General features: G+C 56.3%; 19 protein-coding genes. 15 read left to right on the forward strand and 4 right to left on the reverse strand.

The window, feature by feature from the left end:
- Positions 1–7 precede the first annotated feature (7 nt).
- The 8 genes from HP572_RS21060 (at position 8) to HP572_RS21095 (ending at position 11,711) form a co-directional block, all read left to right on the forward strand.
- A complete protein-coding gene (locus tag HP572_RS21060; RefSeq protein WP_240584249.1) occupies positions 8–1,117 on the forward strand; it encodes an AAA family ATPase in 1,110 nt (369 codons plus the stop codon).
- A gap of 59 nt (positions 1,118–1,176) precedes the next feature.
- A complete protein-coding gene (locus HP572_RS21065; protein WP_240584250.1) occupies positions 1,177–3,738 on the forward strand; it encodes a DUF5682 family protein in 2,562 nt (853 codons plus the stop codon).
- Complete coding sequence (locus HP572_RS21070; protein WP_205549656.1) at positions 3,735–4,886, forward strand: VWA domain-containing protein; 1,152 nt, start codon at positions 3,735–3,737, stop codon at positions 4,884–4,886. The genes HP572_RS21065 and HP572_RS21070 overlap by 4 nt, the downstream gene beginning before the upstream one ends.
- Complete coding sequence (locus tag HP572_RS21075; RefSeq protein WP_240584251.1) at positions 4,883–6,955, forward strand: SWIM zinc finger family protein; 2,073 nt, start codon at positions 4,883–4,885, stop codon at positions 6,953–6,955. Before HP572_RS21070 ends, HP572_RS21075 begins: the two co-directional genes overlap by 4 nt.
- Positions 6,956–7,249: 294 nt before the next feature.
- Positions 7,250–8,437 (forward strand): sugar transporter, encoded by a 1,188-nt coding sequence (locus HP572_RS21080; RefSeq protein WP_240584252.1) that lies wholly within the window; start codon positions 7,250–7,252, stop codon positions 8,435–8,437.
- A gap of 70 nt (positions 8,438–8,507) precedes the next feature.
- Positions 8,508–9,410 carry a CDF family cation-efflux transporter FieF gene (gene fieF, locus HP572_RS21085; protein WP_205549741.1) on the forward strand — a complete coding sequence of 301 codons (903 nt, stop codon included), beginning with the start codon at positions 8,508–8,510 and terminating at the stop codon, positions 9,408–9,410.
- Between the two features lie 206 nt (positions 9,411–9,616).
- Positions 9,617–10,579, forward strand: coding sequence for a 6-phosphofructokinase (gene pfkA / locus HP572_RS21090; RefSeq protein ID WP_205549661.1), 963 nt, complete (start codon positions 9,617–9,619; stop codon positions 10,577–10,579).
- Positions 10,580–10,781: 202 nt separating this feature from the next.
- The gene (locus tag HP572_RS21095) at positions 10,782–11,711 is read left to right on the forward strand and encodes a LysR family transcriptional regulator (protein WP_240584253.1); all 930 of its coding nucleotides are present in this window, start codon (positions 10,782–10,784) and stop codon (positions 11,709–11,711) included.
- Here HP572_RS21095 and HP572_RS21100 read toward each other — a convergent pair.
- From HP572_RS21100 to HP572_RS21115, 4 genes are all read right to left on the reverse strand, one after another.
- Positions 11,698–12,426, reverse strand: a complete 729-nt coding sequence (locus HP572_RS21100; RefSeq protein ID WP_240584254.1) for a DUF6250 domain-containing protein — start codon at positions 12,424–12,426, stop codon at positions 11,698–11,700. The two genes, HP572_RS21095 and HP572_RS21100, sit on opposite strands and share 14 nt — an antisense overlap.
- Positions 12,426–15,212 (reverse strand): Tat pathway signal sequence domain protein, encoded by a 2,787-nt coding sequence (locus HP572_RS21105; protein WP_240584255.1) that lies wholly within the window; start codon positions 15,210–15,212, stop codon positions 12,426–12,428. The genes HP572_RS21100 and HP572_RS21105 overlap by 1 nt, the downstream gene beginning before the upstream one ends.
- Positions 15,213–15,216: 4 nt before the next feature.
- Complete coding sequence (locus tag HP572_RS21110) at positions 15,217–17,436, reverse strand: TonB-dependent receptor (protein ID WP_240584256.1); 2,220 nt, start codon at positions 17,434–17,436, stop codon at positions 15,217–15,219.
- 173 nt (positions 17,437–17,609) lie between these two features.
- Entirely contained in the window at positions 17,610–18,617 is a 1,008-nt protein-coding gene (locus HP572_RS21115) for an ABC transporter substrate-binding protein (protein WP_240584257.1), read from the reverse strand.
- Between the two features lie 445 nt (positions 18,618–19,062).
- On the opposite strand from HP572_RS21115, the gene HP572_RS21120 reads away from it, so the two are divergent.
- The 7 genes from HP572_RS21120 to aguA all read left to right on the forward strand — a co-directional run bounded on the left by HP572_RS21120 (position 19,063) and on the right by aguA (position 25,780).
- The gene (locus HP572_RS21120; RefSeq protein ID WP_240584258.1) at positions 19,063–19,941 is read left to right on the forward strand and encodes an energy transducer TonB; all 879 of its coding nucleotides are present in this window, start codon (positions 19,063–19,065) and stop codon (positions 19,939–19,941) included.
- A 10-nt stretch (positions 19,942–19,951) separates the two neighbouring features.
- Positions 19,952–20,668, forward strand: coding sequence for a MotA/TolQ/ExbB proton channel family protein (locus HP572_RS21125; RefSeq protein WP_240584259.1), 717 nt, complete (start codon positions 19,952–19,954; stop codon positions 20,666–20,668).
- 1 nt (position 20,669) lies between these two features.
- Positions 20,670–21,071 carry a biopolymer transporter ExbD gene (locus tag HP572_RS21130; protein ID WP_233967739.1) on the forward strand — a complete coding sequence of 134 codons (402 nt, stop codon included), beginning with the start codon at positions 20,670–20,672 and terminating at the stop codon, positions 21,069–21,071.
- Between the two features lie 21 nt (positions 21,072–21,092).
- Positions 21,093–22,688 carry an ABC transporter permease gene (locus HP572_RS21135; RefSeq protein WP_240584260.1) on the forward strand — a complete coding sequence of 532 codons (1,596 nt, stop codon included), beginning with the start codon at positions 21,093–21,095 and terminating at the stop codon, positions 22,686–22,688.
- A 17-nt stretch (positions 22,689–22,705) separates the two neighbouring features.
- A complete protein-coding gene (locus HP572_RS21140) occupies positions 22,706–23,464 on the forward strand; it encodes an ABC transporter ATP-binding protein (protein WP_240584261.1) in 759 nt (252 codons plus the stop codon).
- Positions 23,465–23,788: 324 nt separating this feature from the next.
- Positions 23,789–24,673 carry an N-carbamoylputrescine amidase gene (gene aguB, locus HP572_RS21145; RefSeq protein WP_240584262.1) on the forward strand — a complete coding sequence of 295 codons (885 nt, stop codon included), beginning with the start codon at positions 23,789–23,791 and terminating at the stop codon, positions 24,671–24,673.
- Positions 24,674–24,676: 3 nt separating this feature from the next.
- Positions 24,677–25,780, forward strand: a complete 1,104-nt coding sequence (gene aguA / locus HP572_RS21150) for an agmatine deiminase (protein WP_240584263.1) — start codon at positions 24,677–24,679, stop codon at positions 25,778–25,780.
- The last annotated feature ends 123 nt before the right edge of the window (positions 25,781–25,903 follow it).

Raw genomic sequence — 25,903 nt, forward strand, 5'->3', positions numbered from 1 at the left:
CACGAACATGGAAAAACACTCACCGACAACCAACGATGTGCTTCGTCAACATGCCGAAATCCGCTTTGCTGATGAATTAGCCCGCCTGACCAAAGCGGACGAAAATAACCCGAAGCCGCAGGGCTGGCTGCGTTCACCCCGTGCGGTGCGCCAGTTTATTCTGGGTGACGAGGCCTTAGATATTTCCGCGAAATTTTTTGGCGATAACGCGCTGGTCGACCGAGCGATTGTGACGCTGCTGGGGAAGCAGGGGTTGATGCTGGTTGGCGAGCCGGGTACCGCGAAATCGATGCTGTCTGAGCTGTTTGCAGCGGCGATCTCAGGAGATTCCGGCCTGACCATTCAAGGCACGGCGGGAACGACGGAAGACCACATCAAGTACTCATGGAACTATGCGCTGCTGCTGGCCGAAGGCCCCACCGAACGCGCGCTGATCGGTTCGCCGCTCTATCAGGGGATGATGCAGGGCAGGATTGTCCATTTTGAGGAGATCACCCGCTGCCCGCCGGAAATACAAGATGTTCTGGTCTCTTTGATGTCTGAAAAACAGCTGATGATTCCTGAAATGGGTGAGCAAGGGCGGATAAGCGCTAAGCCCGGTTTTAACCTGATTGGCACGGCGAACCTGCGCGATCGCGGCGTACATGAAATGTCAGCTGCATTAAAACGGCGCTTTAACTTTGAAACCGTGAGGCCGATTCAAGACCCTGAATTCGAGATTGCGCTTATTCAAACGCAGCTGACGCGTGAACTGGGCGATCTGGCCGCGCTGGTCACCGTGCCGCCGAGCGTCATTGAACTGCTGGTGACCACATTCCAGGAACTGCGCTCGGGCAATACGCGCGACGGCGGCAGCATCAAAACGCCAGATGCGGTGATGTCGAGTGCGGAGGCGGTCAACATTGCCTATGCCTCCGCGCTTGAGGCGCATTATCTGGGCGATAGCACGCTGAATGCGGGTGCCATCGCACGCCAGATTATCGGCGTGGTATTAAAGGATAATCCTGACGATGCAAAACGTATGCGCTACTACGTTGATAACGTGGCGCGAGAAAGGGCAAAAAGCAGCGATGATTGGAAAGCGTTTTATGATGCCTCACGACAGTTTTGGAAGTAAGGCCGTGGCCAATTGTTGTTGATGATTTCACGGATACTTTTTCATGAGGAAACGCGCTGGTGAGTCTTTCGAACATCGTATTGCCCGCACGGATGGAACAGGCGCTGGCAACATGGGATTTTTTGCAGTCGCAGCAAATCTATTTTGCACCGGTTCGCCACCATAGCCCAGCTTGTGCCTATGGCCTGTTGTCATTGATTGACGATATCCAGCCCGATCACATTCTTATTGAGGCACCAGTCAGTTTTAATCACCTATTGCCCGATTTGCTTCACCCTGACGCAAAGCCCCCTATCGCGGTGATGGGACAGGCTGACTTTCAATCCCGCGAGCCGCAAGAGGGCGAAACGCCGCAAGCGACCACGCGCAGCGCTTTCTTCCCTTTTTGTGACTATTCGCCCGAATGGGTTGCCCTGCATGCGGGGCATCGTCACAACGCGACACTGCGCTTTATTGATTTGCCGTGGGTTGAGCAAATCGCGATTGAGGAACGTCAGAATGACGCCAGTCAGAGCCTGCAAGCGGAACGCTATCTCGCCCACAGCCAGTTCATTTCGGCACTCGCAAAAAAATGCTATTGCCGCGATCACGATGATTTGTGGGAGCATTTATTTGAATTACGTTCGATTGAGTCGCTGACCGACTGGCAACAGCTTTTCCGCGATACGCTGGTCTGGTGTGCGTTGGCGCGACTGGATTATGAGCCTCAGGTTTTGGAAGCAGAGGGTTCCGCACAGCGTGAGGCGCATATGCTTGCCGCTATCATGCAGGTTCGTGCCGAAAACCCAACGGGGAAAATTCTGGTCGTCACCGGCGGCTTTCATTCGCTGGCGCTGCTCGAAGGGCTGTCTCACGACGGGAAATCGTTTAATGCCTTCACGGATGCCGCGAAGAAGCAGTACCAAAAACAGCTTAAGCAGGCGGAAAACGACAGTGCGTGGCTCATCCGCTACAGCTTTGACAGATTAGATGCGCTCAATGGGTATGCGTCTGGCATGCCTGCGCCCGCGTACTATCAGCGAAGCTGGCAGATGCTCATGGCACAGCGGGACGAGCGGCTGGCGGAAACAGGGCGGGCGCTCACGACTCAGGAATACCGCAATAACATGGGAATGCGTTTTCTGTCTGAGGTTGCCAGCCTGCTCCGCACTAAATCCTTTGACGACCCGCCTAGCTATATCACGGTAAAAAATGCCGTCGAGCAGAGTGTACGGTTAGCGGCATTGCGCGGACATGAAGGCCCTGGTCGTTACGATCTGCTGGATGGGCTACAAAGTAGTTTTATCAAAGGCAGCATCGATGATGCGCAACGCGATCTGTGGCTTGAGATTAAAAAGGCGTTCTCCGGCCATGCGTTAGGGCAGATTCCGGCTGGCAGCGCGACGCCTCCTCTGGTGGCTGAAACCTATCGATTAGCGAAATACCATCGCTTTAAACTTGATGACACGCTCGTCAAACTGAGCCGTTTGGATATCTATCGCAACCCGCAGCATCGTGCCCGCAGCCGCTTTCTTCATCTGCTGAGCTTCCTTGAGGTGGGCTTTGCAACGCGCAGTAATGGTCCTGATTTTTTGAGCGGTCACAATCTCGATCTGCTATTTGAAGAGTGGCACTATGCGTGGACTCCGTCAGTAGAAGGGCGACTGATTACGCTCTCGGAGAAGGGAAGCCAGCTCGAAGCGATTGCCATCGATAAATTACTCTATCTGGAGAAGCAGTTAGAGGAACAGGGGCAGAATCGGTCGAGCAAGAATGCGGTGCAGGTGCTGATTCAGGCGGCGCTGTTGGGGCTACAGTCGCGTTTAGCCGGGCTATTCCGCTTATTACATGACGATATACACAACGATTTTCGGCTAAGTTCGCTCGTGGAATGCGGGCATAGTCTGATTCATCTCTGGCGCGGGCGTGATTTTCTTGGCTTACGCAATCAGCCTGAATTAACTCAACTGCTGTTTAAGCTGGTTCCACAGGCACTGTTTTGTTTACCGACCATCGCTGCGGGCGATGAATCACAGCAGGAAGAACATTTTACCGCATTGCTTGCCTTGCGTGAGCTGATTGAATTTATTCCTACGCTCGATCCCTCTAGTACCGCCAGCCGCGATTTTTACCACCAGTTGCAGCAGATCGCCCCCGAATTAAAGGACGTGCCGTTGTTAAAAGGGGCGGTTGATGCGCTGCGTTATCTCGGTGATGACATTGATGAGAGCACGCTTGATGACAATCTCTCGAACGTCTTTAGTCAGGGGAGCGATCCCGAGCAGGCGGTTCGCTATTTTGTGGGATTAATGCGTGCCGCCCCTGAACTGATTATCAAAACGCCGCGTTTGGTCGATAAGTTAAACGCGCTGATGTCGCAGTGGGATGATGACCGTTTTCTGCATGTGTTGCCCGACCTGCGCTTTGCCTTCAGCCAACTCACACCAAAGCAGAATGCGACCTTAGCGAGCTATATCGCCGAGCAATGCGGTTTCTCCGAGCCGGAAATGCACCTTTGGCAAACGGATTTCACGGAGCAGGAACTGCTACAGACGATGCAGTTAAACCAAAAGCTGAAACAGCAGCTGGCGGAAAACGATTTACTGTCATGGTATGAAAAAGAGAAGGGTGCAGCCCGATGAGTGCGCAAGATCCGCAGTCTGATGATAAAGAAAAAAACGGCAAACGCTGGCGATTGATTCTGGGCCACTACGCCGACGAGGCATTAGGTAACGCGGCGTTTGACGCACACGACCTGAAAGTTGAGCGTACTCTGGATTATCTCTATCGCCGTGAATATCAGCGTCGTGGGCTTAAGCAGGAAGGAGGGCGGCACGGCTCTTTGGATCAGTCTCAGCTGACGGCGGTTAACTGGCTCAATCAGGCGCGTAAATTGTTCCCCAGCAGCACGTTTGAGCGAATGCAATCGCAAGCGATTGAACGCTATGAAATCTCGCATTTATTCAACGATCCGCAGGCTCTGCAAGCGATGGAACCTACGCCCGCGCTGGCTAAGGCGCTATTGAGCTTGCGTGGACGGATGAATGAACAAACGCGTGAAGCGGTGCGCGACATTATTCGCAAGGTGGTCGATGAGATATTACGCACGCTGAGACCGACGTTTACGAATGCGCTGACTGGTCGCCGGAATCGATTCCGGCGTTCACCTGTCGCCAGCAGTCAAAATTTCGACTGGCGTGCCACGATTGCGGCCAACCTTAAGCATTTTGATCGTGATAAGAACCGGCTGGTCATTGAAACACCGCATTTTAATTCACGCATGCAGCGGCATATGCCGTGGGATGTCATTTTGTGCGTCGACCAAAGTGCTTCGATGTCCAGTTCGGTGATGTACGCGGCGGTCTGCGCCAGCATTCTGGCGGCGTTGCCGGCGGTACGGGTTTCATTGATTGTATTTGATACACAGGTGGTTGATTTATCGCATCTTGCCCACGATCCGGTTGAAGTGCTGATGACAGTGCAACTGGGGGGCGGGACGAACATTGCGAAGGCCATGCAGTACTGCGAACAGCGAGTACAAAATCCGAAGCGCACCATTGTGACGCTAATCAGCGATTTTGAAGAAGGCGGCGCGCTGAATCGCCTGCTCAGCTGCGTACAGCGCATGCACAGTCAGCAGATCACGCTGTTAGGGCTTGCGGCGCTTGATGATGCCGCACAGCCGGTATACGACACCGCAATCGGGCAAAAGCTGGCCGATCGCGGCATGCACGTTGCGGCGCTGACGCCGGAGCATTTTGCGCAGTGGCTGGCGGAGGTGATGCGATGAGCTGGCAATCCCTCTACCTGAATTATGATGACGATGCGCTGGGCGTTTTTGCGAATGTCGGTTTATTGCGCCGAGCCAAAAAAGATCTGGCTGGCGATAAGGTAGCGTTGGTGACCGACGCCGGGCAAGAAGGGCATTTTGTCAGCGATGGTCAGCAGGTGGTGCTGAATGCGCAGGGGATACAAACCGCGCGGTGCGATTGCCCAGCGTCGGGCTGCTGTAAGCACATTTTGGCGGCGGTGCTGTGGTTACAAGCCCATGCTGAAGGCGGTGCGGAGCAGGCCTCGCCTCTCTCTGAGGAAACCACCGCACCATCGATAGACGTGCTTGCCGAGATCTTACAGCTTGATCCTGAGGCGTTAATGAAGCAGGTCGGCAAAGGGCAAACGCGGCATGCCGCGCGATTTGTTCAGATGTGGGCGGAAGAATCGGTGAGGACGGAATCACTGCCCAACCAGCTTAAAATTCACCTGCCGACGCTGGAAAGTCCCGTTATCTATCTGGCTGGGGCGGGGTTTGCTGGCATGTTGTCGGATTTCTTACGGGATAAGCAGCCAGCCTTGCATCTTGCTGCCATTGCCTGCCTCTTTGAAGCCAATCAGCGCGTCTGGCCGTGGTCCGAGGATTGTCTGGCTCAGGAAACGCAGGTGCGGGCGCTACATGCCGATGAGCGCGCGCTGATTGCTACGCTTCACACGTTTATTCAGGACATCCTGAACCAGGGGCTGTCGCATATCAGTAAAAGCAGTGCGCGACAGCTTCATTTGCTGAATATGTCCGCGCGTGCGGAAGGATTGCCCCGGCTGGCGGGTTATCTGCGCAACGTGAGCGGGCAGGTCAGCCTATTAGCAGACAGGCATTACAGTCTGGAAGAGCGTGACGTGCTGCTGTTCATTGCCCGTCTGTCGGCCTATTTATACCAGCTTGAGCAGGCGACGCCTGAGCGCTTGCTACACCTGCGCGGGCAGGTGCGGCGGCAGTATCAACAACAGCCTGAAGCCTTATCGCTTGTACCATTGGGCGCGCAGTGGTGGGTCACCGAAGGCGGTGCGCGTGGTGCCACCTTTTCGTTTTGGGATAGTGAGAATCAGCAATTACTGCACTGCACGCAAGCGCGCGCCGATTACCATGATGTGACGTTTAGCCAGCAGGGCGTGTGGCAGGGTCAGGCCATGTGGAAACAGCTGGGCGAACACATCATGCGCGCTCCCTTTACGCTGCACCACCCGCGTTTTTCTGACGACGGGAAATTGGCCGCAGGGGGTGACAGCTACGCGAACCTTGAGGGCACGCCGTGGCCTACCGCCGCCTATGTGCAGTGTAAATCGACGTGCGGCATTGCCGACTGGTCGCAGCTGTTTCACTATTTTGAGCAAGAGAATCAGGATTACCCACAGCCTCTGCTGCTGCATGTGAACCGTTATGAATCCGTTGTCTGGAATGAGGTGGAGCAGCGCGTGGTCTGGCCGGTCTTTGATGACGCGGATAATGCGCTGTATCTGAGCCTAAACTGGGAAAAAACGCAGCATCAGCGCATAGACAGGCTCAAACAGGCGACTCAGCAAAAGTGGGCGATTGTGGCGGTGCTGGTTCAGCCCCGTCGCCGTGGGAATGACATTGACCTCCATCCCTATTCTCTTCTGGTAAGCGATGGCAGCGCGGTGACCGCGTTTTGTTTGGATTTTCAGACCATCAAGACCAAGAAAACCGTGCCCAGTTTTATTAGCCATATTCAAGCGATGTTTGCGGAGAGAAAGCAGCGTCAAACGGTGCAGCGTCCCTTGCCCACGCTGGCACAGCGGGTTTGTCGCCCGATTCTTGATGTGCTGGACGCGCAGGCCTGCACCGGACGTCGGCACTTAACCTCAACGCAAAGAGAGCAGCTGCAACACAGCATGAAAACGGCCAATGAACTGGGTTTAACGCTCGTTGAAAACGCGTTGTCGCACTATTTAGCGCAGCCCCAGCCGGAAGTGGATAGCCTGCTGCGGATCGTCTTTCTTTGCGACAGGCTGCAGCGTTTTCAAAACGGGTTACCGGTTGTGCTACGCCAAGTGCCATCTGCGTAGCGCCTTTTCCTGACAGAGAACAGGATAAAGGCTGAGTTAAGAAGAGCACGAAAAAAGACAGCGTAAGGGAGTGGTAAAGCGTAGAATATGAGCACCAAAAATGATGCTCATGAATGTTCCCTTACCTGTCTTCAGGCTTTTGGCTGACATCCTCATAAAAGCACGCTGAAATACCCTTGGCCACTCGCCGATTACACGGCGATGTCATACTTTCCCTGTACCATTGCTTCATCGCGTTAGCCTCTGCCACGACAGGGGGCGCATTCTTTTATTTTAACTTTTGATATCAATACCATGACCCGTTCTTCCCGTTCGACCGCCTGGTTACGCGTCGTCAGTCTTTCTCTGGCGGCCTTCATTTTTAACACCGCTGAATTTGCCCCCGTTGCGCTCCTGTCAGACATCGCCGCCAGCTTTTCCATGAGCGCCGCGCAGGTCGGGCTGATCATTACGATCTATGCTTGGGTGGTCGGGCTGATGTCGCTGCCCTGCATGCTGATGTCCAGCGATATGGAGCGACGCAGCCTGCTGATCAAAATCTTTATCCTGTTCGCCGTCAGCAATGTGTTGTCCGGTCTGGCCTGGAACTATTGGGTGTTGGTGATCGCCCGTATCGGCGTGGCGCTGGCTCACGCGGTATTCTGGTCGATTACGGCATCGCTGGTGGTGCGTCTGGCACCGGCGGATAAAAAGGCGCAGGCATTAAGCTTGTTGGCGACCGGTACGGCGTTGGCGCTGGTGCTGGGGTTACCGCTGGGGCGTGTAGTCGGGCAGTATCTGGGCTGGCGTGTGACGTTCGTCCTCATTGGTCTGCTCGCCGCGGGGATTATGCTGGGTCTGATGAAACTGCTGCCTGTGCTGCCGAGCAGTAATTCCGGTTCGTTGAAGAGTTTGCCTCTTCTGCTTAAACGTCCGGCATTGCTGTGCGTGTACGGCCTGACCGTGATGATCGTAACCGCGCACTTTACCGCCTACAGTTATATCGAACCGTTTATCCAGAAAGTGGCGTTGTTGAGTGAAAACTTCACCACCATCTTGCTGCTGATTTTTGGCGGTGCCGGCATCATTGGCAGCATGCTGTTCAGCCGCTACAGCAGCAAGTACCCGGCGGGCTTTCTGATTGTCTCATTCGCGTTTCTGGCGCTGTGTTTACTGCTATTGCTGCCTTTGTCATTCAGCGGCTGGAGCCTGTCGACGCTGTGTGTCGTCTGGGGGATCGCCATTATGGCGCTGAGTCTGGGGATGCAGGTTAAGGTGCTGACGCTGGCGTCGGATGCCACCGACGTGGCGATGGCGCTCTACTCAGGAATTTATAACATTGGGATCGGCGGCGGTGCGCTGCTGGGCAATCAGGTGATTGTCCATCTTGGTCTGCCCGACATCGGTTTCATTGGCGCGGCGATGGCGATACTGGCAACCGTGTGCTGTATTTTTACGTTTGTCCGCTATTCCCGTGTGTTAAAAACGTCATTGGCGAACTGAATACAAGCGACTCTTTTTTCCGTCAAGGTCTCCGTTTTCTGTAAGGGCATCCGTTTTACGTGAGGGCATGATGAATCCACACTATGCGCGTCTGGTAACGCTGGCAGCCGTGAGCGCAACGGCCGTGGCGCTGGTGCTGTTCATAATGAAGGTGTTTGCCTGGTGGCACACTGGCTCAGTGAGCCTGTTGGCATCGTTGGTTGATTCGCTGGTGGATATCGCCGCGTCGCTGGTGAACCTGCTGGTGGTGCGCTACTCGTTGCAGCCGGCAGATACGGAACACGCCTTCGGCCACGGTAAGGCGGAATCGCTGGCTGCGCTGGCGCAGAGCATGTTTATCTCCGGCTCGGCGCTATTCCTGATCCTGACGGGGCTGCAACACTCGCTGGAGCCACAGACGTTGCACGCGCCGGAAGTGGGCATGTGGGTGACGTTCATTGCGCTGGTGGCTACGCTGCTGCTGGTGTCGTTCCAGCGCTGGGTGGTGAAGCGCACGCACAGTCAGGCGGTGCGTGCGGATATGCTGCATTATCAGTCCGACCTGTTGATGAACGGCGCGATTCTGGTGGCGTTGGCGCTCAGTTGGAAAGGCATTACGCGCGCTGATTCCCTGTTTGCATTGGGTATTGGCGGCTATATTTTATATAGCGCGTTACGCATGGGGTATGACGCCGTGCAGTCGCTGTTGGATCGCGCACTGCCGGAAGACGAGCACCGCGCTATTGCCGAGGTGATTGTGAACTGGCCGGGCATTCGCGGCGCACATGCGTTGCGTACCCGACGTTCCGGCCCAACGCGCTTTATTCAACTGCATTTGGAAATGGATGACACGCTGCCGCTGGTTCAGGCGCATCAAATCGCAGACGATCTGGAGCAGGCATTGCGTGAACAGTTTCCGGGAGCCGATATTATTATCCATCAGGATCCGGTTTCTGCTGTGCCGGAAAATCAGCGTGGCAGATTGACGGCGTAGTCGGCCAGGTTTCAGCATTTTATGTTAAAAACGTGATACGCCATGAAAATTTATGCACAATTTAGCCTGACCTGAATCAATTCAGCTTCGGGTGTTTGTTATAATATGCTAATAAAAGCATAAGGCGTTGCTGCCTGTTTCACGGCGGCGGTGAATTTACGATAGAAGAATCCTGCAAAATTACATCTACAAGTCCAGAGGTTGTCATGATTAGAAGAATCGGAGTGTTGACGAGCGGTGGCGATGCACCAGGTATGAATGCCGCAATTCGTGGTGTGGTTCGCGCTGCGCTATCGGAAGGGCTGGAAATTTTCGGTATTTATGATGGCTATCAGGGCTTGTACGAAGATCGCATGGAGCAGTTGGATCGCTACAGCGTATCGGATGTGATTAACCGTGGCGGCACGTTTCTGGGCTCCGCGCGTTTCCCGCAGTTCCGTGATGAAGCGGTGCGTCAGGTCTGCGTAGAAAACATGAAAAAACGCGGTCTGGATGCGCTGGTCGTCATCGGCGGTGACGGTTCCTATATGGGTGCCAAGCGCCTGACCGAAATGGGTTTCCCTTGTATCGGCTTGCCCGGCACGATCGATAATGACGTTGCGGGTACGGACTACACCATCGGTTACTTTACCGCGCTGGAAACCGTGCTGGAAGCGATTGACCGCCTGCGCGACACCTCCTCTTCACACCAGCGTATTTCCATTGTTGAAGTGATGGGACGCCACTGCGGCGACCTGACGCTGGCGGCGGCGATTGCCGGCGGCTGTGAGTTCATCGTTCTGCCAGAAGTGCCGTTCAGTCCGGAAGATCTGGTCTGCGAAATCAAAGCGGGCATCGAAAAAGGCAAGAAACACGCGATTGTGGCGATCACCGAACTGGTGTGCGACGTCGACGAACTGGCGAAATACATTGAGAAAGAAACGGGACGCGAAACCCGTGCGACCGTGCTTGGCCACATTCAGCGCGGTGGCTCGCCGGTTGCCTATGACCGTATTCTGGCCTCGCGTATGGGTGCCTACTCTATTGAGCTGCTACAGCAGGGCTACGGCGGCCGCTGTGTCGGTATCCAGAATGAAAAAATGGTGCACCACGACATCGTTGATGCCATTGAGAACATGAAGCGTCCTTTCAAAGGCGACTGGCTGGAGACAGCGAAAAAACTGTTCTGATCGATCTGACAAACGTTGATGCCCTCGCCAGATGGTGGGGGCGCTATCCTCTGTATTTCCCCCAAGCTTTACCTTCCCATCACGCCAGCGCCTACGCATATAACTGGTGAGAATATAAACATCGGTTTTATTATTTTTTCTGCACGTCTAGACCTGCTAGCCTGCCCATTCCTTCCGTCTTGATGACACGCCGATTGCCGCTATGAATATCGATCTTCGCCAACTGCGCCACTTTATTGCCCTGATTGAGCATCGCAATTTTACGTCGGCAGCACAGGCGATGAAGCTTTCCCAATCCGCCTTCAGCCGCAGTATCCAGTCGCTGGAGCAGACCATCGGCACGCGTCTGATTGATCGCATGAACCAGTTGGAGCCGACGCCGAAAGGCTTGGTGGTGCTGGAACACGCGCGTCGCCTGATTAATCAGACGCACGATCTGTTTAACGACATTCAGCAGTTCAATGAGAAAGAGGCGGGCGAAGTGAATTTTGGCTGCGGCCCGGCTCCCGCCGCCTGGCTTATGCCGCAGGTGATCGGGGCTTTCTCGCGACATTACCCAAAGGTTCGGATGGTTTTTCGCGTCGATAACTGGCAGGCGCTGGGCCATCGGCTGATGGCTGAAGAGCTGGATTTCATCGTGGCGGATATGCGCAACTTTGAATTCGATACCCGCTATCGGGTACAGCCGCTGAGCCAACACCGCTGGGGATTTTGCTGCCGCAGCGGGCACCTATTGGCAGCGCAGGAAGAGATCTCCGTCGAGCAGTTCTTTTCCTATCCGCTGGCAGCAACGATCCGCCCACCCAACCTGCACCGCGCGCTGGTACAGCTGAGCGGTAAGCTGGATATTCGTACCAGCATTGAATGTGAGAATGGTTACAGTCTGCTGGACGTGGTGCGCCATTCGGATGCCATCGGGACAACTAACCATTTCAACGAGCCCGATCGGCACGGTATTCACATGTTGAAGATTGCCGGTTTGGACGACAACACCGATGAATTTTATACCCACTACGGCATTATCTATCTGGCTGACGCCCGCCTGTCGCTGCTGGCGCGCAAGCTGATTGAAACCTTCGTGCAGGTCGACAGCGACCTGCACGGTGCACCTGTGGCGCTTACAGCGGAGTGATGCTGAACTCGCTGATTTCCTGACGTGAAAAGACCGTCCGAAAGCCGAAATACCCCGGAGCGGGCATATTCGAATAGCTGGCGTGGAAATAGAGCACATCATCGACCCAAAAACGTGTTTCCCGCCGATCCACTTCAATCACGATGCGATAGCGATGGTTAGGGCGCAGCAGATGCGCGGCATCGGTGTACTCACCGAGCAGCAGGCGCTCGCCGTGACCGTCGTAATAGCGAAAGCGCGTCGTGCTGTTCCAGTTGCCGCCCATCCCGACATAGTACAGATTCAGGCTGTCATATTCGTTGAGCTTGCCGTACCGGGTAAACAGGTTCGGGTGGTGCAGGTCGCGTGCGGCCCAGAACTGGTTTAGGTCGGATACGCGGTCGTAAGGGCGATCTGCGACCAGAACTTCCCGCGTGAAGGCGATGCGATAGGTGCCCGAGAGCGGGGCATCCAGCCAGATTGTCAGCCCTGCGGCGCTTTCTAGCGTCAGACGCTCTGGCGTTGTCTGGATCGCCGTGCGTTCAGGATCTTCCTGCTCCACCTGCCAGCGTAGCGGCTGTCCAGCGGAATCCGTGGACCAGAGAAAAGTGGAACGGTGTGGTGAATCGATAGTGTCACGCGTGCCGTCTGCCTGCGGCGACAGGAGGAGCGTGTTTTCAGTACAGCCTGGGTCAGTCATGGTGATGTCCTGTAGCGTGCCGCCGGGTGGCGGCATTAAGAAGAGGGAATGTCATCCAGCAAGGCCAGCAGGGCGATGGCCGTTAATCCCCACTGGGCGACGGCGTTGGTCGCCAGGTTGGCGGCTGCGGTGCTGCCGGAATGTTTATCAATTGTGGAATCGATCACCGGCTCATTGATGGGGTAGAGCACAATAGGAGGCGTTAAGAGCCGCTGTTCGAGAGTCGGATGGGCGATGCCGCCGCTGCCAGCGGTAAACTCTGCCCAGGCGCGCTGTGCCAGCGTGTGATCGTTTAACTGTCGGGCGGCAAAGGCGGTCAGTCGGGCATGTCCCTGAGCCAGATTGAGCTTTTTCACCGTCTTGCCCACGGCTGCGCTTAGTGCAACGGGGTCGTTATACAGCCGGCAGTAGTCGAGCCACGCGCGCGTAAAAGCGGGGTCGGGTAATGCCTCAACCAGTTCGCTACAGATTTCCGTCAGACCAAAAACCGCACTCAGATGTGAGATTTCCACCTGATCCGGTGGAGCCAGCACGACGCGGCCAGTATCGGGGTCAATGGCCGATCCACCGGTGAAAAAGCCGTGCGGTTGGGCGGCAATGGTCTGCATACTGGTGAGCAGGCGTGCGCGCATTGTCGGATCGCCGTGCCGCTCCCAGGCGGTTAGCCAGGCGGCGGCTACCGCGCCCCAGTCCGTCCCGAAACTCAGGCTGACGTGATGCGGATCGTCGGGCGATGTCTGTCCGATTTTGCGGCCGGGCAGCACGGTGCCGAGCGTACGCAGCGCCTCGACCTGTTCGTCCATCAGTTCACCGATGCGCTCATCGGCGGTGAGATAGTAGAGAAAGCGGCGGTTGGCGACGGTAGAAATACGCAACTGCTTAGCGCTGTCGCCCCAGTGACGGACATTGTGCCGCGACCCCAGCGGACTAAAGCGTCCCAGATGGTGTACGTCAACCTCGCCCGTGTGGCGCGTCATGGCTTCCGCCATGCGAAACGCCTCGGCGCGTCCGCTGTGCAGGAAGTAATACCAGAGCCACAGATCGGTGCTGAGTTCCGAGTTATCCCACGCGTAGCCGCCCACATCGTAGCGCCAGACATGACGGTCGCTGTCATAGGTGTGCATCACGTCGCCGAAATCCCAAAAACCGTACCATTTGCGCTGTTCGACTTCCTGTTGATAGACGTCGAAATACGCATCCAGCTGTTTCTCCAGCCTGATGCGGCCGGGCGTGGTGGCAGAGGGAGAAGAGGCGGAAGTTGGTGCCCACAGTGGGCCAAACGCCTGCGCGTGGTGCAGATTTTGTGCGCCCGCCACCAGCAGCGGCGGTTGCTGCATACGACGCGCCCGATTCACCAGATTTTCCGCATCTGGCGTTGCGGGCAGCACATCGATAAACAGTTCGCTGGTGCGTGCCACGCCGACCGCCGAGCCGAAGCCCGGCTCATAATCTTCGTAGGTGATCGCCAGCCCTTCGCGCTGTTTGTCATGGGTATCCTGACCCAGCCCGTCATGGTAAAAGCGCATATCCATCGGTTCTGCCCACGGCGACCACAGCCAGAGCGTGACGGTCGCCGTGTCAGTGTGGGCATTGTCAATTTCCAGACAGGCCGGATAGCTCTGCCAGAAATTACGCAGGCCGAACGCCACGCCACCTTTCGGCGTGCCCAGATAGCCGACGCCCGCCGCCCGTTCACCGGTGGCGGAAAGGAGCCAGCCCTGTCCGGCAGCGGTGCGTTTGTGTATCTGGAAACCGTCGGGATGGTGCTGCGTCAGGCGGTAGCTGCCAAACGTGGGAATATAATCCAGCCGTTTCCCGACCTCCGGTGAAAAATCTGCTATCGGCGGCGTGGCTTGCCCGGCTAACTGTGCCGCGATAACGGCCGCGCCGGGATCGCGACGTAGTCCACTCAGGCCGCGTACCGCCTCACGAAAGAGCCCGCCCTGATCCGAAACGAAGCGTACGTGGCGATCGTGCAGTTCTCCCTGTAGCGGAACGTCGAACGCCAGCCCAAGTCCTTTCAGGCTGAGGAGATCGTCATCGTTGTCATAGATCAGGGTATGTATGACGCGCAGTGAGTCGGTGTTCGCGTAGCTATACAGCCGGATAATAAAGGGGATGTGCGTCACCCCCTGCTGCTGCGCATGGTGCGTACCGCGTAGCGCAATCACCGTCCGCTGCGGCCCGTTTTGCTCTACCGTAACCGTCTCGATCACCCCCTGGTACGCATCCTGCGTCAGCGTGCTATCCGTTTCCGCCCCTCGCTGCATGCGCAACACCAGCCTGCCGTTGGTTAACGCCAGCCGATTATCCCGCCAGATTTCCTCGATCAGACGGGGGCCAGAACGTGGAATCACGCAGCGAATGTGACCGGTATCCACCGTCCAGCCGTGGTCATGTTCGCTGACCATCCCGGCACCCGATGGCTCCTCTGCTTTGGCTGTCGGCCGCAGCGTTAGCCCGTCTTCCGGCGGTGTGTCGCCGCCGAGCGCATGTGCTGACCATTTAATCGAGCCGTCCGGCCAGCGAGCCAGCGGCCAGCTTTGCAGGTCATAAGCGCGCTGCTGCGTGTCATGCAGTTGGAAACCACTGTCGTTGCGCACTGCCCCCTGCGGCCAGGGAACGCCCCAGGTCACGCCGGTGAAGGCGAGGGGGCGCTGTCCGTCCAACCAGCGCAGGCTGACCTGCGGTGCCGCTTCGCCAGCGTAGGCAGAGGCTGAGGCAGACGGCGCGGCGTGCGCAGATCTCCAGAACGGTGCCGATAGCGCCAGCAGAGTGCTGTCACGCAGGAAGCGTCGGCGTGAGTAAGTCATCTTGTCCATGACGTTAGCCCTTGAAATCGTAGCCGACTGAGATCCCGACCATACGCGGCTCGCCAATCACGCCTGTTGTGGCGCTGGAGCCTCTGACGGAGCGGTAGTAGTTTTTATCCAGTGCATTTTTCACCCACAGCGACACGTTCCAGCGGTTGTCACCTTGCTTGCCACTCAGCCCGCTAGACAGGTTGAGGACACCGTAAGAGGGAATGCGGTTGGATTCGGAGTCGTCGAGCGTGCCGTAGGCCCAGCTCCGCCATGACCATTGACCGGAAACCGAGGCTTGCAAGTTATTTGGCGTATCCCATTGATAACGCACGCGGGTGTTGTAGCTCAGCGTCGGGGATTTAAAGACGCGCTTCCCAGACATATCGCACGAGGTGGCGGAGATCTCTGCCGGGCAGCGGGCGTTAGGGAAATTCAGGTAGCGGGCATCCAGAACGGTACCGGCCAGACTGATGCTCAGGCCATCAACGGGGCGCAGCGTTAACTGCGTTTCGCCGCCGCGTGAGCGGAATTTCCCGGCGTTAATCAGATAGCTGGTATCCGTTTCTTCGTCATAGGCGTTGTTCTGGAAATCTTCGACGACGCTCCAGAACAGCGCGGTATTCCATTCCACTTTGCGCTGTAGCCAGTGGGTTTTGACCCCCAGCTCTGCCGAACGGGTTTTTTCGGGATCGACGTACAGCGAATCAATCCCCAACTGCCTTGCAGCACCTGAGGACACGTTCAGGCCGCCGGATTTTTCCCCGTATCCTAGCGTGACGTAAGGCGTGACATTCGGTGCCGCGAACCAGTTCAGGCTGATGGATCCAGAGGGCAGATGGTTGGTTTGCGAGAGCGGGCCGGAGTCAAAGGTGGCGCGATTTTTACGCTGGAATGTCCCCTCTTTTTTCTCATAGGTTTGACGCAGACCGACAATGACATCCAGTTTATCGGCGGCATGCCAGGTCCCGCGGCCATAGACGGAATAGACGGTGTCATCCAGCGTGCCAAAACGCTGCACGTTAATGCCCTGATAGCCATTTCCTACCCACGTCCGCACGCGGTTGTCGTTGTAGTAGCGACTGTTCGCCTCGGTATCGAGGTTCTCTCCCCAATAATCGACGCCCACTGAATAATCGAAGGTATTGCCTTTGGGCGAGTCGAGCCAAAAACTTTGCGACCAGACGCGATCGCGTACGTCAGCGCCGCTGTCGCGATAGAGCGGGATATTCCAGTTATCCGCCGTGCTGGGCAGCACGCGGAAATAGCGCAGTGATGACAGGGAGTTGAGGCTATAGCCGCTCTTCAGCTTCCAGTTGGCCTCGACCGAGCCACCGCCTTGCGCAACACGAATAATATTCTCGTCATCCATTGCGACCTGACGGCCACCGACGACCTTGAGGCCAGTTTGCTGCGCGCGGGTGCGGAAATCGTCAGTTGCACTTACCAGCACCGAGACCGGGCGCTGGGTAGAATCGCTGTAGTCACCGGTGATTCTGAGGCTAAAGCTGTCATTCGGTTGATACAGCAGCTGACCGCGCACGCCATTATTGGTACTGCCTCCCAGCTTATGGCCGTTTTCGATATTCGTGACGTTGCCGCCGCGCTCTGTGCGCGACAGGTTGATGCGTCCCGCCCAGTGGTCGCTGAGTGGCCCAGACGCCATCAGTTTGGATTGCAGATAGCCGCGCTGTCCGAACGATTGCTCCAGTGAATATTCAGGCGTGAAGGTCGGCTTGCGGGTGCGAATATCAATCGCGCCGCCGGTGGTATTGAAGCCGTAGGCCGCGCCCTGCGGGCCTTTCAACACGCGGGTGCTGTCGATATCCAGCAAGTCATTAGAGATGACGCCGGGGCGGGACAAGTAAACGCCATCGACAAACAGACCCACGCTGCCCGGCATACCGATGTTGGTGCCGCTCTCGCCGCCGTCGCCAATCCCGCGAATGGTCACGGTGGTATCCATCACATCGACGGTATCGACATCCAGCCCTGTCACCAGCTGCGACAGTTCTTCAAAGCGGTATATCCGTTCTTCTTCAAGCGTTTTGCCATCGATCACCGATGCCAGCGTGGTCGGCGGCTGAACGGGCACACGCTGAGCGTTAACTTTCACGCGTTTCAACTGGACGGGAGCGGCGGTTGCCGCCTCGGTGCCGGGTATTACTTGTTGTGATGGGCTATTCGTTGTGATTTGCGGATCGGCTGCCCGCGCTATCGCGGGCAGCGTTAAGACGCAGCTCATTAAAATGCCGGACGTTATGTTGCGCTGGTGTTTTTTAAAATACGGTTGATGTTTTTTTAAATACTGCTGGTGTCTTTTAAAATACATAGTTTCTTCCGAATATCGTCAATAGGCTGCCGATTGCCGTGAAATTCACGGCAATACGTGGGCTATAATCTGTTGGGGGAAATAAATTACTGGGTTGCTTTCAGATAAGAATCATCCAGCCATTTGTCGACATCAAAAGGCTGTCGAATAAGGCGTGATTCATAGGCCAGTTTTACCGCGCGTTTTAATTTGTCCACGTAGGCGGTATCTAATTCGGGTGAAAGACGCTCAGATAATGGCGGTAATGTATCCCATTCAACGCGTAATATATTTTCCGGATAGCCTGACTGGGTGGCTAAGAGTTGAATAAATTCATCTTTATTTTTAGCATCGCTGGCCCAGTTTGCTGCTTCGCGCTGCACTTTAACTAAGCGCCGCAGAATATCCTCGTTGCCTTTGGCAAATTTCTCATCCACCAGCAGGAAGCCGCTGAGCTGGCCTGCGCCGTCCAGATCACGGCTCGACAGCGGAATGTCTGCCAGCCCTTTGTCCCGTAGCGAAAGCGTATTGCTGCCGCCCCAGGTAGCGTCAATCTGTCCAGCGGCTAACGCCGCACTGGCTGCCGCGAAATCGAGATTGATCAGCTTAACGTCAGAAGGCTTCAGGCCCTGTGAATCGAGCGCGCTAACGAAGGACAGCTCGCCTGCTGTTCCGCGAAAGATCCCAATACGTTTGCCTTTCAAGTCGGGGATTTTCTCTATACCGGAGCCTTTCGCTACCGCCAGATAGTGATTGATGCCGCGTGATGCCACGGCGATCACGCGGGTATCCAGACCGCGAGAGCGGCCGATAATGCTGGCTAAATCGCCCAGATAGGCCACGTCAACCTGATGGTTGCCAAACGCTTCGTTGATGACGGGGCCGGCGCCTTTGATGAATGTCCAGCGGACGCTGATCCCGTCTTTGCTGAACTCGCGCTCCAGCCGCTTCTGGCTATGGATGACGTCAAGCAGACCGCCGCCGCTAGGTTTTGTGCCTGCGCCAATGTCTGGTGCGGCAATACGAATTTCGGTGATAGCCGATGCGATGCCTGACCAGGCCATACCCATTGCCAATAAGCCGGTCACTAACCATTTTCGTCCTGATGTTGTCATTTCTTGCCCGCCAGTGATGAGGTGTTTGAATGTGAGTGTGCGAATATCAATGTTGTTATTGCGCCGGTTTAGCACGGCGTCATCTTGTTGCAGAACCACATTTAAAGGCTTGGCAATAAACTGACTAATACAAAAAAAGCATTATTATTTTTAGTAAATAGCTAAATCAGCATTCATCGCTTATTTCATCACTATGCAGCGAACGAAAAAAAACTATTCCAACTATGCATTAGCCTAGCGGGACTTATTCCCTTTAGTTTGTCGTTAGACGATGAATGCCATTATCTTTCCAATTAAATAAATATCGATATACAGATACATACGTTGACTTTATTAAGCACGCGAGAAGAATCAATTATTCCAATGCTATTTCAGGTCATCTATCCATGACGCCTGCAATGTGAAGTATGACGGGTATAAATAAACACGGTCAGGAGCACATACCATGACGGAATTACTCTATGCGGGGGCGGCGTCAGGATCCCGGTCTTATTCACCGGAGCCGACTCCGCACGCCAGCCGGGTGAGCGGCGTCGTGCAGCCGCGCTTGCCGACGCTGAATACGACGGTGTCGTCCCGACCGGAACGCTGGCTGGCGGTGATCGCGACGTTGCTATTGCACGCGGCGGTGCTGGCGTTATTCAACAGTACATCGACACCGCCCATTACGGTGCCTGCCCGGCCACAGCCTGTCAGCGTCGAGCTGGTTGCGGCGGTTGCTGAACCGGTGCTGCAAGCCCAGCCTGTCGAACCTGAACCTATTGAGCCTGACGTCATAACACCACCGCCGGAGCTCGCTCCGCCTCCTGTGGACAAGCCGGTGGATGACAACGCGCTGTTGCCGCCAGCTCCTGAGAAAAAAGAGCCCGAGAAAAAAGTGCCTGAGAAAAAGCCTGAACCCGTGCCGAAAAAGGTAGCGGTGAAAAAGAGTCCGCCTGCGCCGATGCCGAAACCTCAGGCGGAAGCCGCATCGGCAACAGCCCCGATAACGCCTGCTCCGGTGGCGCAAAAGGCCGTCGCGCAGCCCGTTGATGCACCGCTGACGCCGCCGCTCGCGAATGCTGACTACCTGCACAATCCCGCACCGTCTTATCCCGACGTGGCGATTAGCCGTGGTTATGAAGGCACTGTGCTGTTGAACGTGCAGGTGCGCGCTGATGGCAAGGTGCAAACCATTCGTATCCATCAATCAAGCGGCTATCCGTCGCTGGACGACGCCGCCAGAGACACGGTGCGGCGCTGGTCTTTCGTTCCGGCGCGCCGCGGCAGTCAGCCGGTTAGCGGCTGGGTGGTTGTTCCCGTCGATTTTTCGCTAAATTCATGAGGTATTGGTTATGACGCTCGGACACATTGAACTCTTTTCTGCGGAAGGCGCAGTGATTCTGTTGCTGCTGCTGTTTTCTCTCGTTACCTGGGGGCTGGGGCTACTGAAATTCGTCCAATACGGGCGGGCGCAGCGGCGCGATCGACGCTTTCGTGCCGCCTTCTGGCAGCAGGATGACGTCAGCCAGACGCCAGAAACCAGTGCAAAACAGCCCGGTTCCCTCGCCAATCTGGCGCTGGCCGCCGTTAAAGCGCCAGAGCGGATCAGCGGGCAACTTGCTCTGAATATTCATTTGCCCGATCGGGTTGAGCGTGCGCTGCAACAGCAGATTCAGCGTGAACGCCGTTCGCTGGAAAGCTGGCTGGCGGTTCTGGCCAGTATCGGCAGCACGTCGCCGTTTATCGGCCTGTTTGGCACCGTTTGGGGCATTATGGCGGCGTTGCAGGAGATCGGGCTTTCTGGTTCTGCCAGTCTCGACACCGTTGCAGGGCCGATTGGCAACGCGCTGATTGCGACCGGAATCGGGATTGCCGTCGCAGTTCCTGCGGTGCTGATCTACAACTACTTTTTACGTCGCCTCAAGCTGGCTGTCGCGGACATGGATGACTTCGCCCATGACGTTTACAGCGTGATGCAGGCACACGATTTTCATGTCAGCACGTTTCCTACCAGTGCGGAGCCATCGGCCGCTGCTTTCTCCGTGAAGAACCTGAGAGAGGTGGTCTGATATGGCGTTTACCTCGCGTAATGATGAAGACGTCATGAGTGAAATGAATATCACGCCGCTCGTGGATGTCATGCTGGTACTGCTGGTGGTGTTTATTGTTACCGCGCCGATGCTGACCAATGCCATTCCGATTCAACTGCCGAAAACGTCGGCGGTGGCACCGGCCGATCGCGCCGATCCGGTGGTGATTAGCATTGATGGTGAGCAGCGCGTCTTTATCAATAAAGAAAGTCTGGCACGTGAACAGCTGGTGCCGCGCCTGCAACAGGCTAAAGCGGGTAATGCGGACTTGGTGGTGCAGGTGCAGGCGGACAAAGAGGTGAATTACGGGGCTGTCGCCGCGCTGCTGGCCGATGTCGAGCAGGCGGGGGTTACGCGTCTATCCCTGCTAACGCAGAAATAACGTAGCCGGATACCGACGATCATGATGCCTAAATACCCGTTGCGGATACGCTCCGCCCCTGACGTTTCGCTGATCGCCACGCTGTCGGCGGGATATTCCGCGTTGGTTATCTCATTAGTCGTGCCGCTGCTGGTCCTCGCTGGCTGGTGGCTTGCCAGTCGTCACGGATGGATGTCTGAACAGATCCTGCCTTCGCCGCTGGCGGTCATCGATAGCGCTCGGGCTTTTATCCCCGAAGAGCTGATTCATCAATTGCCCATCAGCCTGATACGGCTGGTGATTGGCTTTAGCGGCGGGATCGTGCTGGGTCTGGTGTTGGGCAGTCTGTTTGGCCTGAATCGCCGACTGAATGCGCTGTTTATGCCGCTCTTCACTGTTATCGCGCAGATCCCGACGCTGGCCTGGATTCCGCTTTTGATGCTGTCATTGGGTATCGGTGAGGCGCTGAAACTGGTGGTGCTGGTGAAATCGGTAACGGTGCCAGTGACGCTTTATACCTGCGCAGGTATCCAACAGACGCCACAAAAGCTGCATGAAATGGCGCGCAGCCTGCGTTTACCGCCTGCCGCCTTCCTGCGTTACCTGATTCTGCCTGCGATGCTGCCGTATGTGATGACGGGCATTCGGCTGGCGTTTTCTACCGGATGGGTTGCCTTGATCGCGGTCGAGCTGTTGGCATCCAGCGAAGGGCTGGGCTATCTGCTGGTACAGAGTCGCCAACTGTTCATGCTGGATTTGGTGTTCGTCTGCATTCTGATTATTGGAGTACTGGGGTTTGCCGGGGAGCGCGTGCTGCTGAAGCTGGAGCGTCGTTGGATTCACTGGCCCGCGCCCGTGCTGGGGCGCGATAGCCTGAGCACTGCGTTGCCAACCCTGTCGCTGACGCCTTGGTTAGCGCCATTGGTACTGGTTGCGCTGTGGCAGGTGAGTAGCGTGCACGAGTGGGTGAACGTGGCCTTTCTTCCCGCACCGAGCAGCGTGATCGACGCGCTGTGGACGGGGCTGGTTCAGGGCGGGCTGTCGGCCGATCTCCATGCCAGCCTGCTGCGTGCGCTACAGGGCTTTGTGCTGGGCAGTGCGATCGGCGTGCTGGTCGGTGCGTTACTCGGCGGCTGGCGCATCGCCGACAGGCTGTTTAATCCGGCGTTGTCCGCGCTGCGCTGCGTGGCGCTATTTGCCTGGCTGCCGCTGATCACCGCCTGGTTTGGTTTAGGGGAGAGCGCCAAAATTGTGTTTATCGCCGTAGCTGCGTTCTTTCCTGTGATGCTGGCAACCCGTCAGGGGATCGCCCAGCTTCCGCCTGCGCTATTGGAAGTGGCGCAGGTTCTGCGTCTGACGCCGGTGCAGACGCTTCGCACGCTGATACTGCCCAGCGTGTTGCCGCCGCTGTTTTCCGGCCTGCGGCTGGCGCTGATGCATGCGTGGACGGGCGCGATTGGCGCAGAGTATTTCATGCCGTCGGGAGAGGGATTGGGCGGCATGATGATTCGCGCACAGCAGCTGCTTGAATCCGATCGCATCATGGCGGGCGTGGTGCTGATTGCCGCGGTGGCCGCGCTGTTTTCCCGATTGATTACCTTATCTGAACGGCGGCTGACCCGCTGGCGCTTTGCGTGACCGTTAACGGAGAATCTATGTCCCTGCATTTTCAGCACATTACTAAACATTTTATCGTCAACGGTGCGTCGCTGACGGTGTTACAGGATATCGATCTGTCGTTGCAGGCTGGCGAACTGGTGGCGGTCATTGGTGCCAGCGGCTGTGGTAAATCGACGCTGTTGCGTTTGGCGGCCGGGATTGATACCACGGAACGTGGGCGCATTCTGATTGGTGAACGGCCTGTGCGCGGTATTCCCGATGATGTCAGTTTGGTGTTTCAGGAGCCGCGCCTGTTTCCTTGGCTCACCGTGACGGACAACATTCGCCTCGGTATGCTCAACCTCGATCTTTCTCCTGCGGAAGTGACGCGCCGTATTGCACACTATCTCCAAATGATGGGGTTGGAAGGCTTTGCCGACGCATGGCCGCACCAGCTGTCTGGCGGAATGGCACAGCGCGTGGCGATTGCCCGTGGGCTGGTGTCGACGCCGCGTATTCTCTTGCTGGATGAACCCTTTGGGGCGCTGGATGCGTTGACCAAGCAGCAGTTGCAGGTGCGTCTGGCGGAGATACGCCAGCAAACGGATTTGACGATTCTGCTGGTGACGCACGATGTGGAAGAGGCGGTTTTTCTGGCGGATAGCGTGGTGGTGATGTCGCCCCGACCCGGCCGGATTAGCGCAATTTTGCCTGTGACGTTGCCCTATCCTCGCGACCGCACCAGCCCAACGCTATTGGAACAGCGGCAAGCGGTCAGTCAGGCGCTACATCAGGCGGATACCGTTGCGGCCTGATGCTGCTGCCTACCGCTTTCTCTCAATCTTAATCATCGATAGAAACCGCCGTGGAACGGCGGTTTTTCTTTTCTGCCCGTCACGCGAGATCCATGCATTTTCAGCATAGTGAAGTGCTGTGATTAACTGGCATAATGCGCATGTCATTTTCGGTCAATACCTTAACAGGATATTCCTATTGGGCATGCGCAGGTGTGTTGGCCTACACTCGTTAAGGCCGCGCTGGTTAGCGCCGATGCATAATCGTGACCGAGAGAAACACTTATTGCCGATACTTGCCGGTGAGAAAGGGCGGGTATATATCGTTATTATTGAGGTTTTCGCATGAAAAAAGTTACCGTTGCCGCAACACAAATGGCGTGTTCCTGGGATCTGCCTAAGAACATTGAAAACGCCGAAAAACTGGTGCGACAAGCGCATGCAAAAGGCGCACAGGTTATCCTGATTCAGGAACTGTTTGCCGCACCGTATTTCTGTATCGATCAAAGCCCGGAGCACTATGCGCTGGCGCAGGAGCTGGAAACCAGCCCGCTGATTAAGCATTTTTCCGCACTGGCGGCGGAGCTGAACGTGGTGTTGCCGTTGAGCTTCTTTGAGCGTGCCAATAACGCCTATTACAACTCGCTGGTGATGATTGACGCGGACGGCGCTGTGCTGGACGTTTATCGCAAAACGCATATTCCGAATGGTCCGGCGTATCAGGAGAAGCAATTCTTCATTCCGGGCGATACCGGCTTTAAAGTCTGGCAGACGCGCTACGCAAAAATCGGCGTGGGCATTTGCTGGGATCAGTGGTTCCCGGAAACCGCCCGCAGCCTGGCGTTGCAGGGTGCTGAGCTGATTTTCTATCCGACCGCGATTGGTTCCGAGCCGGCTTACCCAGACATCGACAGCCAGCCGCACTGGACTCGCGTTCAGCAAGGTCACGCTGCCGCGAATCTGGTGCCAGTAATCGCTTCTAACCGTATTGGTAAGGAAGCCAGCAAATACATCGACGGTCTGGAAATGACGTTCTACGGTTCATCCTTCATTGCTGACCAGACGGGTGCGTTGCTGGCACAGGCCAACAAGACAGATGAAGCGATTCTGGTGCATGAATTCGATTTAGAAGCCATTGCTGCACAGCGTGCGTCATGGGGCTTGTTCCGCGACCGTCGCCCGGAAATGTACGGCACGATTGCTACCTCTGACGGCAAGACTCGGAGATAAGTGATGTCACAGCTAGCTACTCCTCATCTCACCACGCCGCATCAGGATGGTTTTGCGATGCCCGCCGAATGGGCACCGCATGATGCCGTGTGGATGATTTGGCCGTATCGTACCGACAACTGGCGCGAACAGGGCGTTCCGGCGCAGAAAACCTTCGCGCGCGTGGCGGAAGCTATCGCGCAGAACACGCCGGTGATCATGGGTGTGCCTGCACGCTACATGGCGGATGCGCAACAAGTGATGCCGGTGAACGTCACGCTGGTGGAAATGGAAAGCGATGACGCCTGGATGCGCGACACCGGTCCAACCATCGTGCTGAATCAGGCCGGTGAGCGTCGGGGTATCGACTGGCAGTTCAACGCCTGGGGCGGCGAGCTGGGCGGTCTGTATGAAGACTGGCGTCAGGATGAGAAAGTCGCGGCACAGGTGCTGGACTATCATCAGGCTGCACGTTATGCCGCGCCGCTGATTCTGGAAGGTGGCTCGATCCATGTCGATGGTGAAGGCACATTGCTGACCACGGCGGAATGCTTGCTCAATCCGAACCGTAACCCGTACCTGAGTAAGGCAGAAATCGAACAGCTGATGCGTGATTACCTCAGCATCTCGACGATTATCTGGCTGGAAGAGGGCGTGTACAACGACGAAACCGACGGGCATATCGATAACATGTGCTGTTTCGTGCGTCCCGGTGAAGTGGCACTGCACTGGACGGATGATGAAAACGATCCGCAGTATGCACGCTCCGTCGCGGCCTATGAGGTGCTGTCGGCGGCGCGCGATGCGCAAGGGCGTGAGCTGAAAATCTGGAAGCTGCCGGCCCCCGGCCCGCTGTATGCAACCAAAGAGGAAGCACAGGGCGTGGACAGCGGCGATGCGGTTGAACGCCTTGCCGGCTCGCGTCTGGCGGGGTCTTACGTGAATTTCCTGATCAGCAACCAGCAGATCATTTTCCCGCTGCTGGATGAGAAGACGGATGACGTTGCACGCGATCTGCTACAACAGATGTTCCCTGGCTACTTGATTAGCGGCGTGCCTGCGCGGGAAATCCTGCTGGGCGGGGGAAATATTCACTGCATTACGCAGCAAATCCCTACGGCGAAGTAACGGTTGAGCCGTTAACTGACGGTTTAAAAGAAGGGTGACGGATAGGGATATCCGTCATAAAAAAAGCCGGTTGGCGCGATAGCGTGAACCGGCTTTTTGATTAGACAGACCGTTGTCCGCCCA

The sequence above is a fragment of the Pectobacterium sp. PL64 genome (assembly GCF_022477975.1).
Classification (GTDB): domain Bacteria; phylum Pseudomonadota; class Gammaproteobacteria; order Enterobacterales; family Enterobacteriaceae; genus Pectobacterium; species Pectobacterium jejuense.

Coding starts and splice junctions, on each gene's coding strand:
- HP572_RS21095 (WP_240584253.1), top strand. CDS start 10,782: ATGAATATCGATCTTCGCCAACTGCGCCACTTTATTGCCCTGATTGAG.
- HP572_RS21130 (WP_233967739.1), top strand. CDS start 20,670: ATGGCGTTTACCTCGCGTAATGATGAAGACGTCATGAGTGAAATGAAT.
- fieF (WP_205549741.1), top strand. CDS start 8,508: ATGAATCCACACTATGCGCGTCTGGTAACGCTGGCAGCCGTGAGCGCA.
- HP572_RS21125 (WP_240584259.1), top strand. CDS start 19,952: ATGACGCTCGGACACATTGAACTCTTTTCTGCGGAAGGCGCAGTGATT.
- HP572_RS21075 (WP_240584251.1), top strand. CDS start 4,883: ATGAGCTGGCAATCCCTCTACCTGAATTATGATGACGATGCGCTGGGC.
- HP572_RS21080 (WP_240584252.1), top strand. CDS start 7,250: ATGACCCGTTCTTCCCGTTCGACCGCCTGGTTACGCGTCGTCAGTCTT.
- HP572_RS21105 (WP_240584255.1), bottom strand. CDS start 15,212: ATGGACAAGATGACTTACTCACGCCGACGCTTCCTGCGTGACAGCACT.
- aguB (WP_240584262.1), top strand. CDS start 23,789: ATGAAAAAAGTTACCGTTGCCGCAACACAAATGGCGTGTTCCTGGGAT.
- HP572_RS21060 (WP_240584249.1), top strand. CDS start 8: ATGGAAAAACACTCACCGACAACCAACGATGTGCTTCGTCAACATGCC.
- aguA (WP_240584263.1), top strand. CDS start 24,677: ATGTCACAGCTAGCTACTCCTCATCTCACCACGCCGCATCAGGATGGT.
- HP572_RS21110 (WP_240584256.1), bottom strand. CDS start 17,436: ATGAGCTGCGTCTTAACGCTGCCCGCGATAGCGCGGGCAGCCGATCCG.
- HP572_RS21070 (WP_205549656.1), top strand. CDS start 3,735: ATGAGTGCGCAAGATCCGCAGTCTGATGATAAAGAAAAAAACGGCAAA.
- HP572_RS21120 (WP_240584258.1), top strand. CDS start 19,063: ATGACGGAATTACTCTATGCGGGGGCGGCGTCAGGATCCCGGTCTTAT.
- HP572_RS21115 (WP_240584257.1), bottom strand. CDS start 18,617: ATGACAACATCAGGACGAAAATGGTTAGTGACCGGCTTATTGGCAATG.
- HP572_RS21140 (WP_240584261.1), top strand. CDS start 22,706: ATGTCCCTGCATTTTCAGCACATTACTAAACATTTTATCGTCAACGGT.
- HP572_RS21100 (WP_240584254.1), bottom strand. CDS start 12,426: ATGCCGCCACCCGGCGGCACGCTACAGGACATCACCATGACTGACCCA.
- pfkA (WP_205549661.1), top strand. CDS start 9,617: ATGATTAGAAGAATCGGAGTGTTGACGAGCGGTGGCGATGCACCAGGT.
- HP572_RS21135 (WP_240584260.1), top strand. CDS start 21,093: ATGATGCCTAAATACCCGTTGCGGATACGCTCCGCCCCTGACGTTTCG.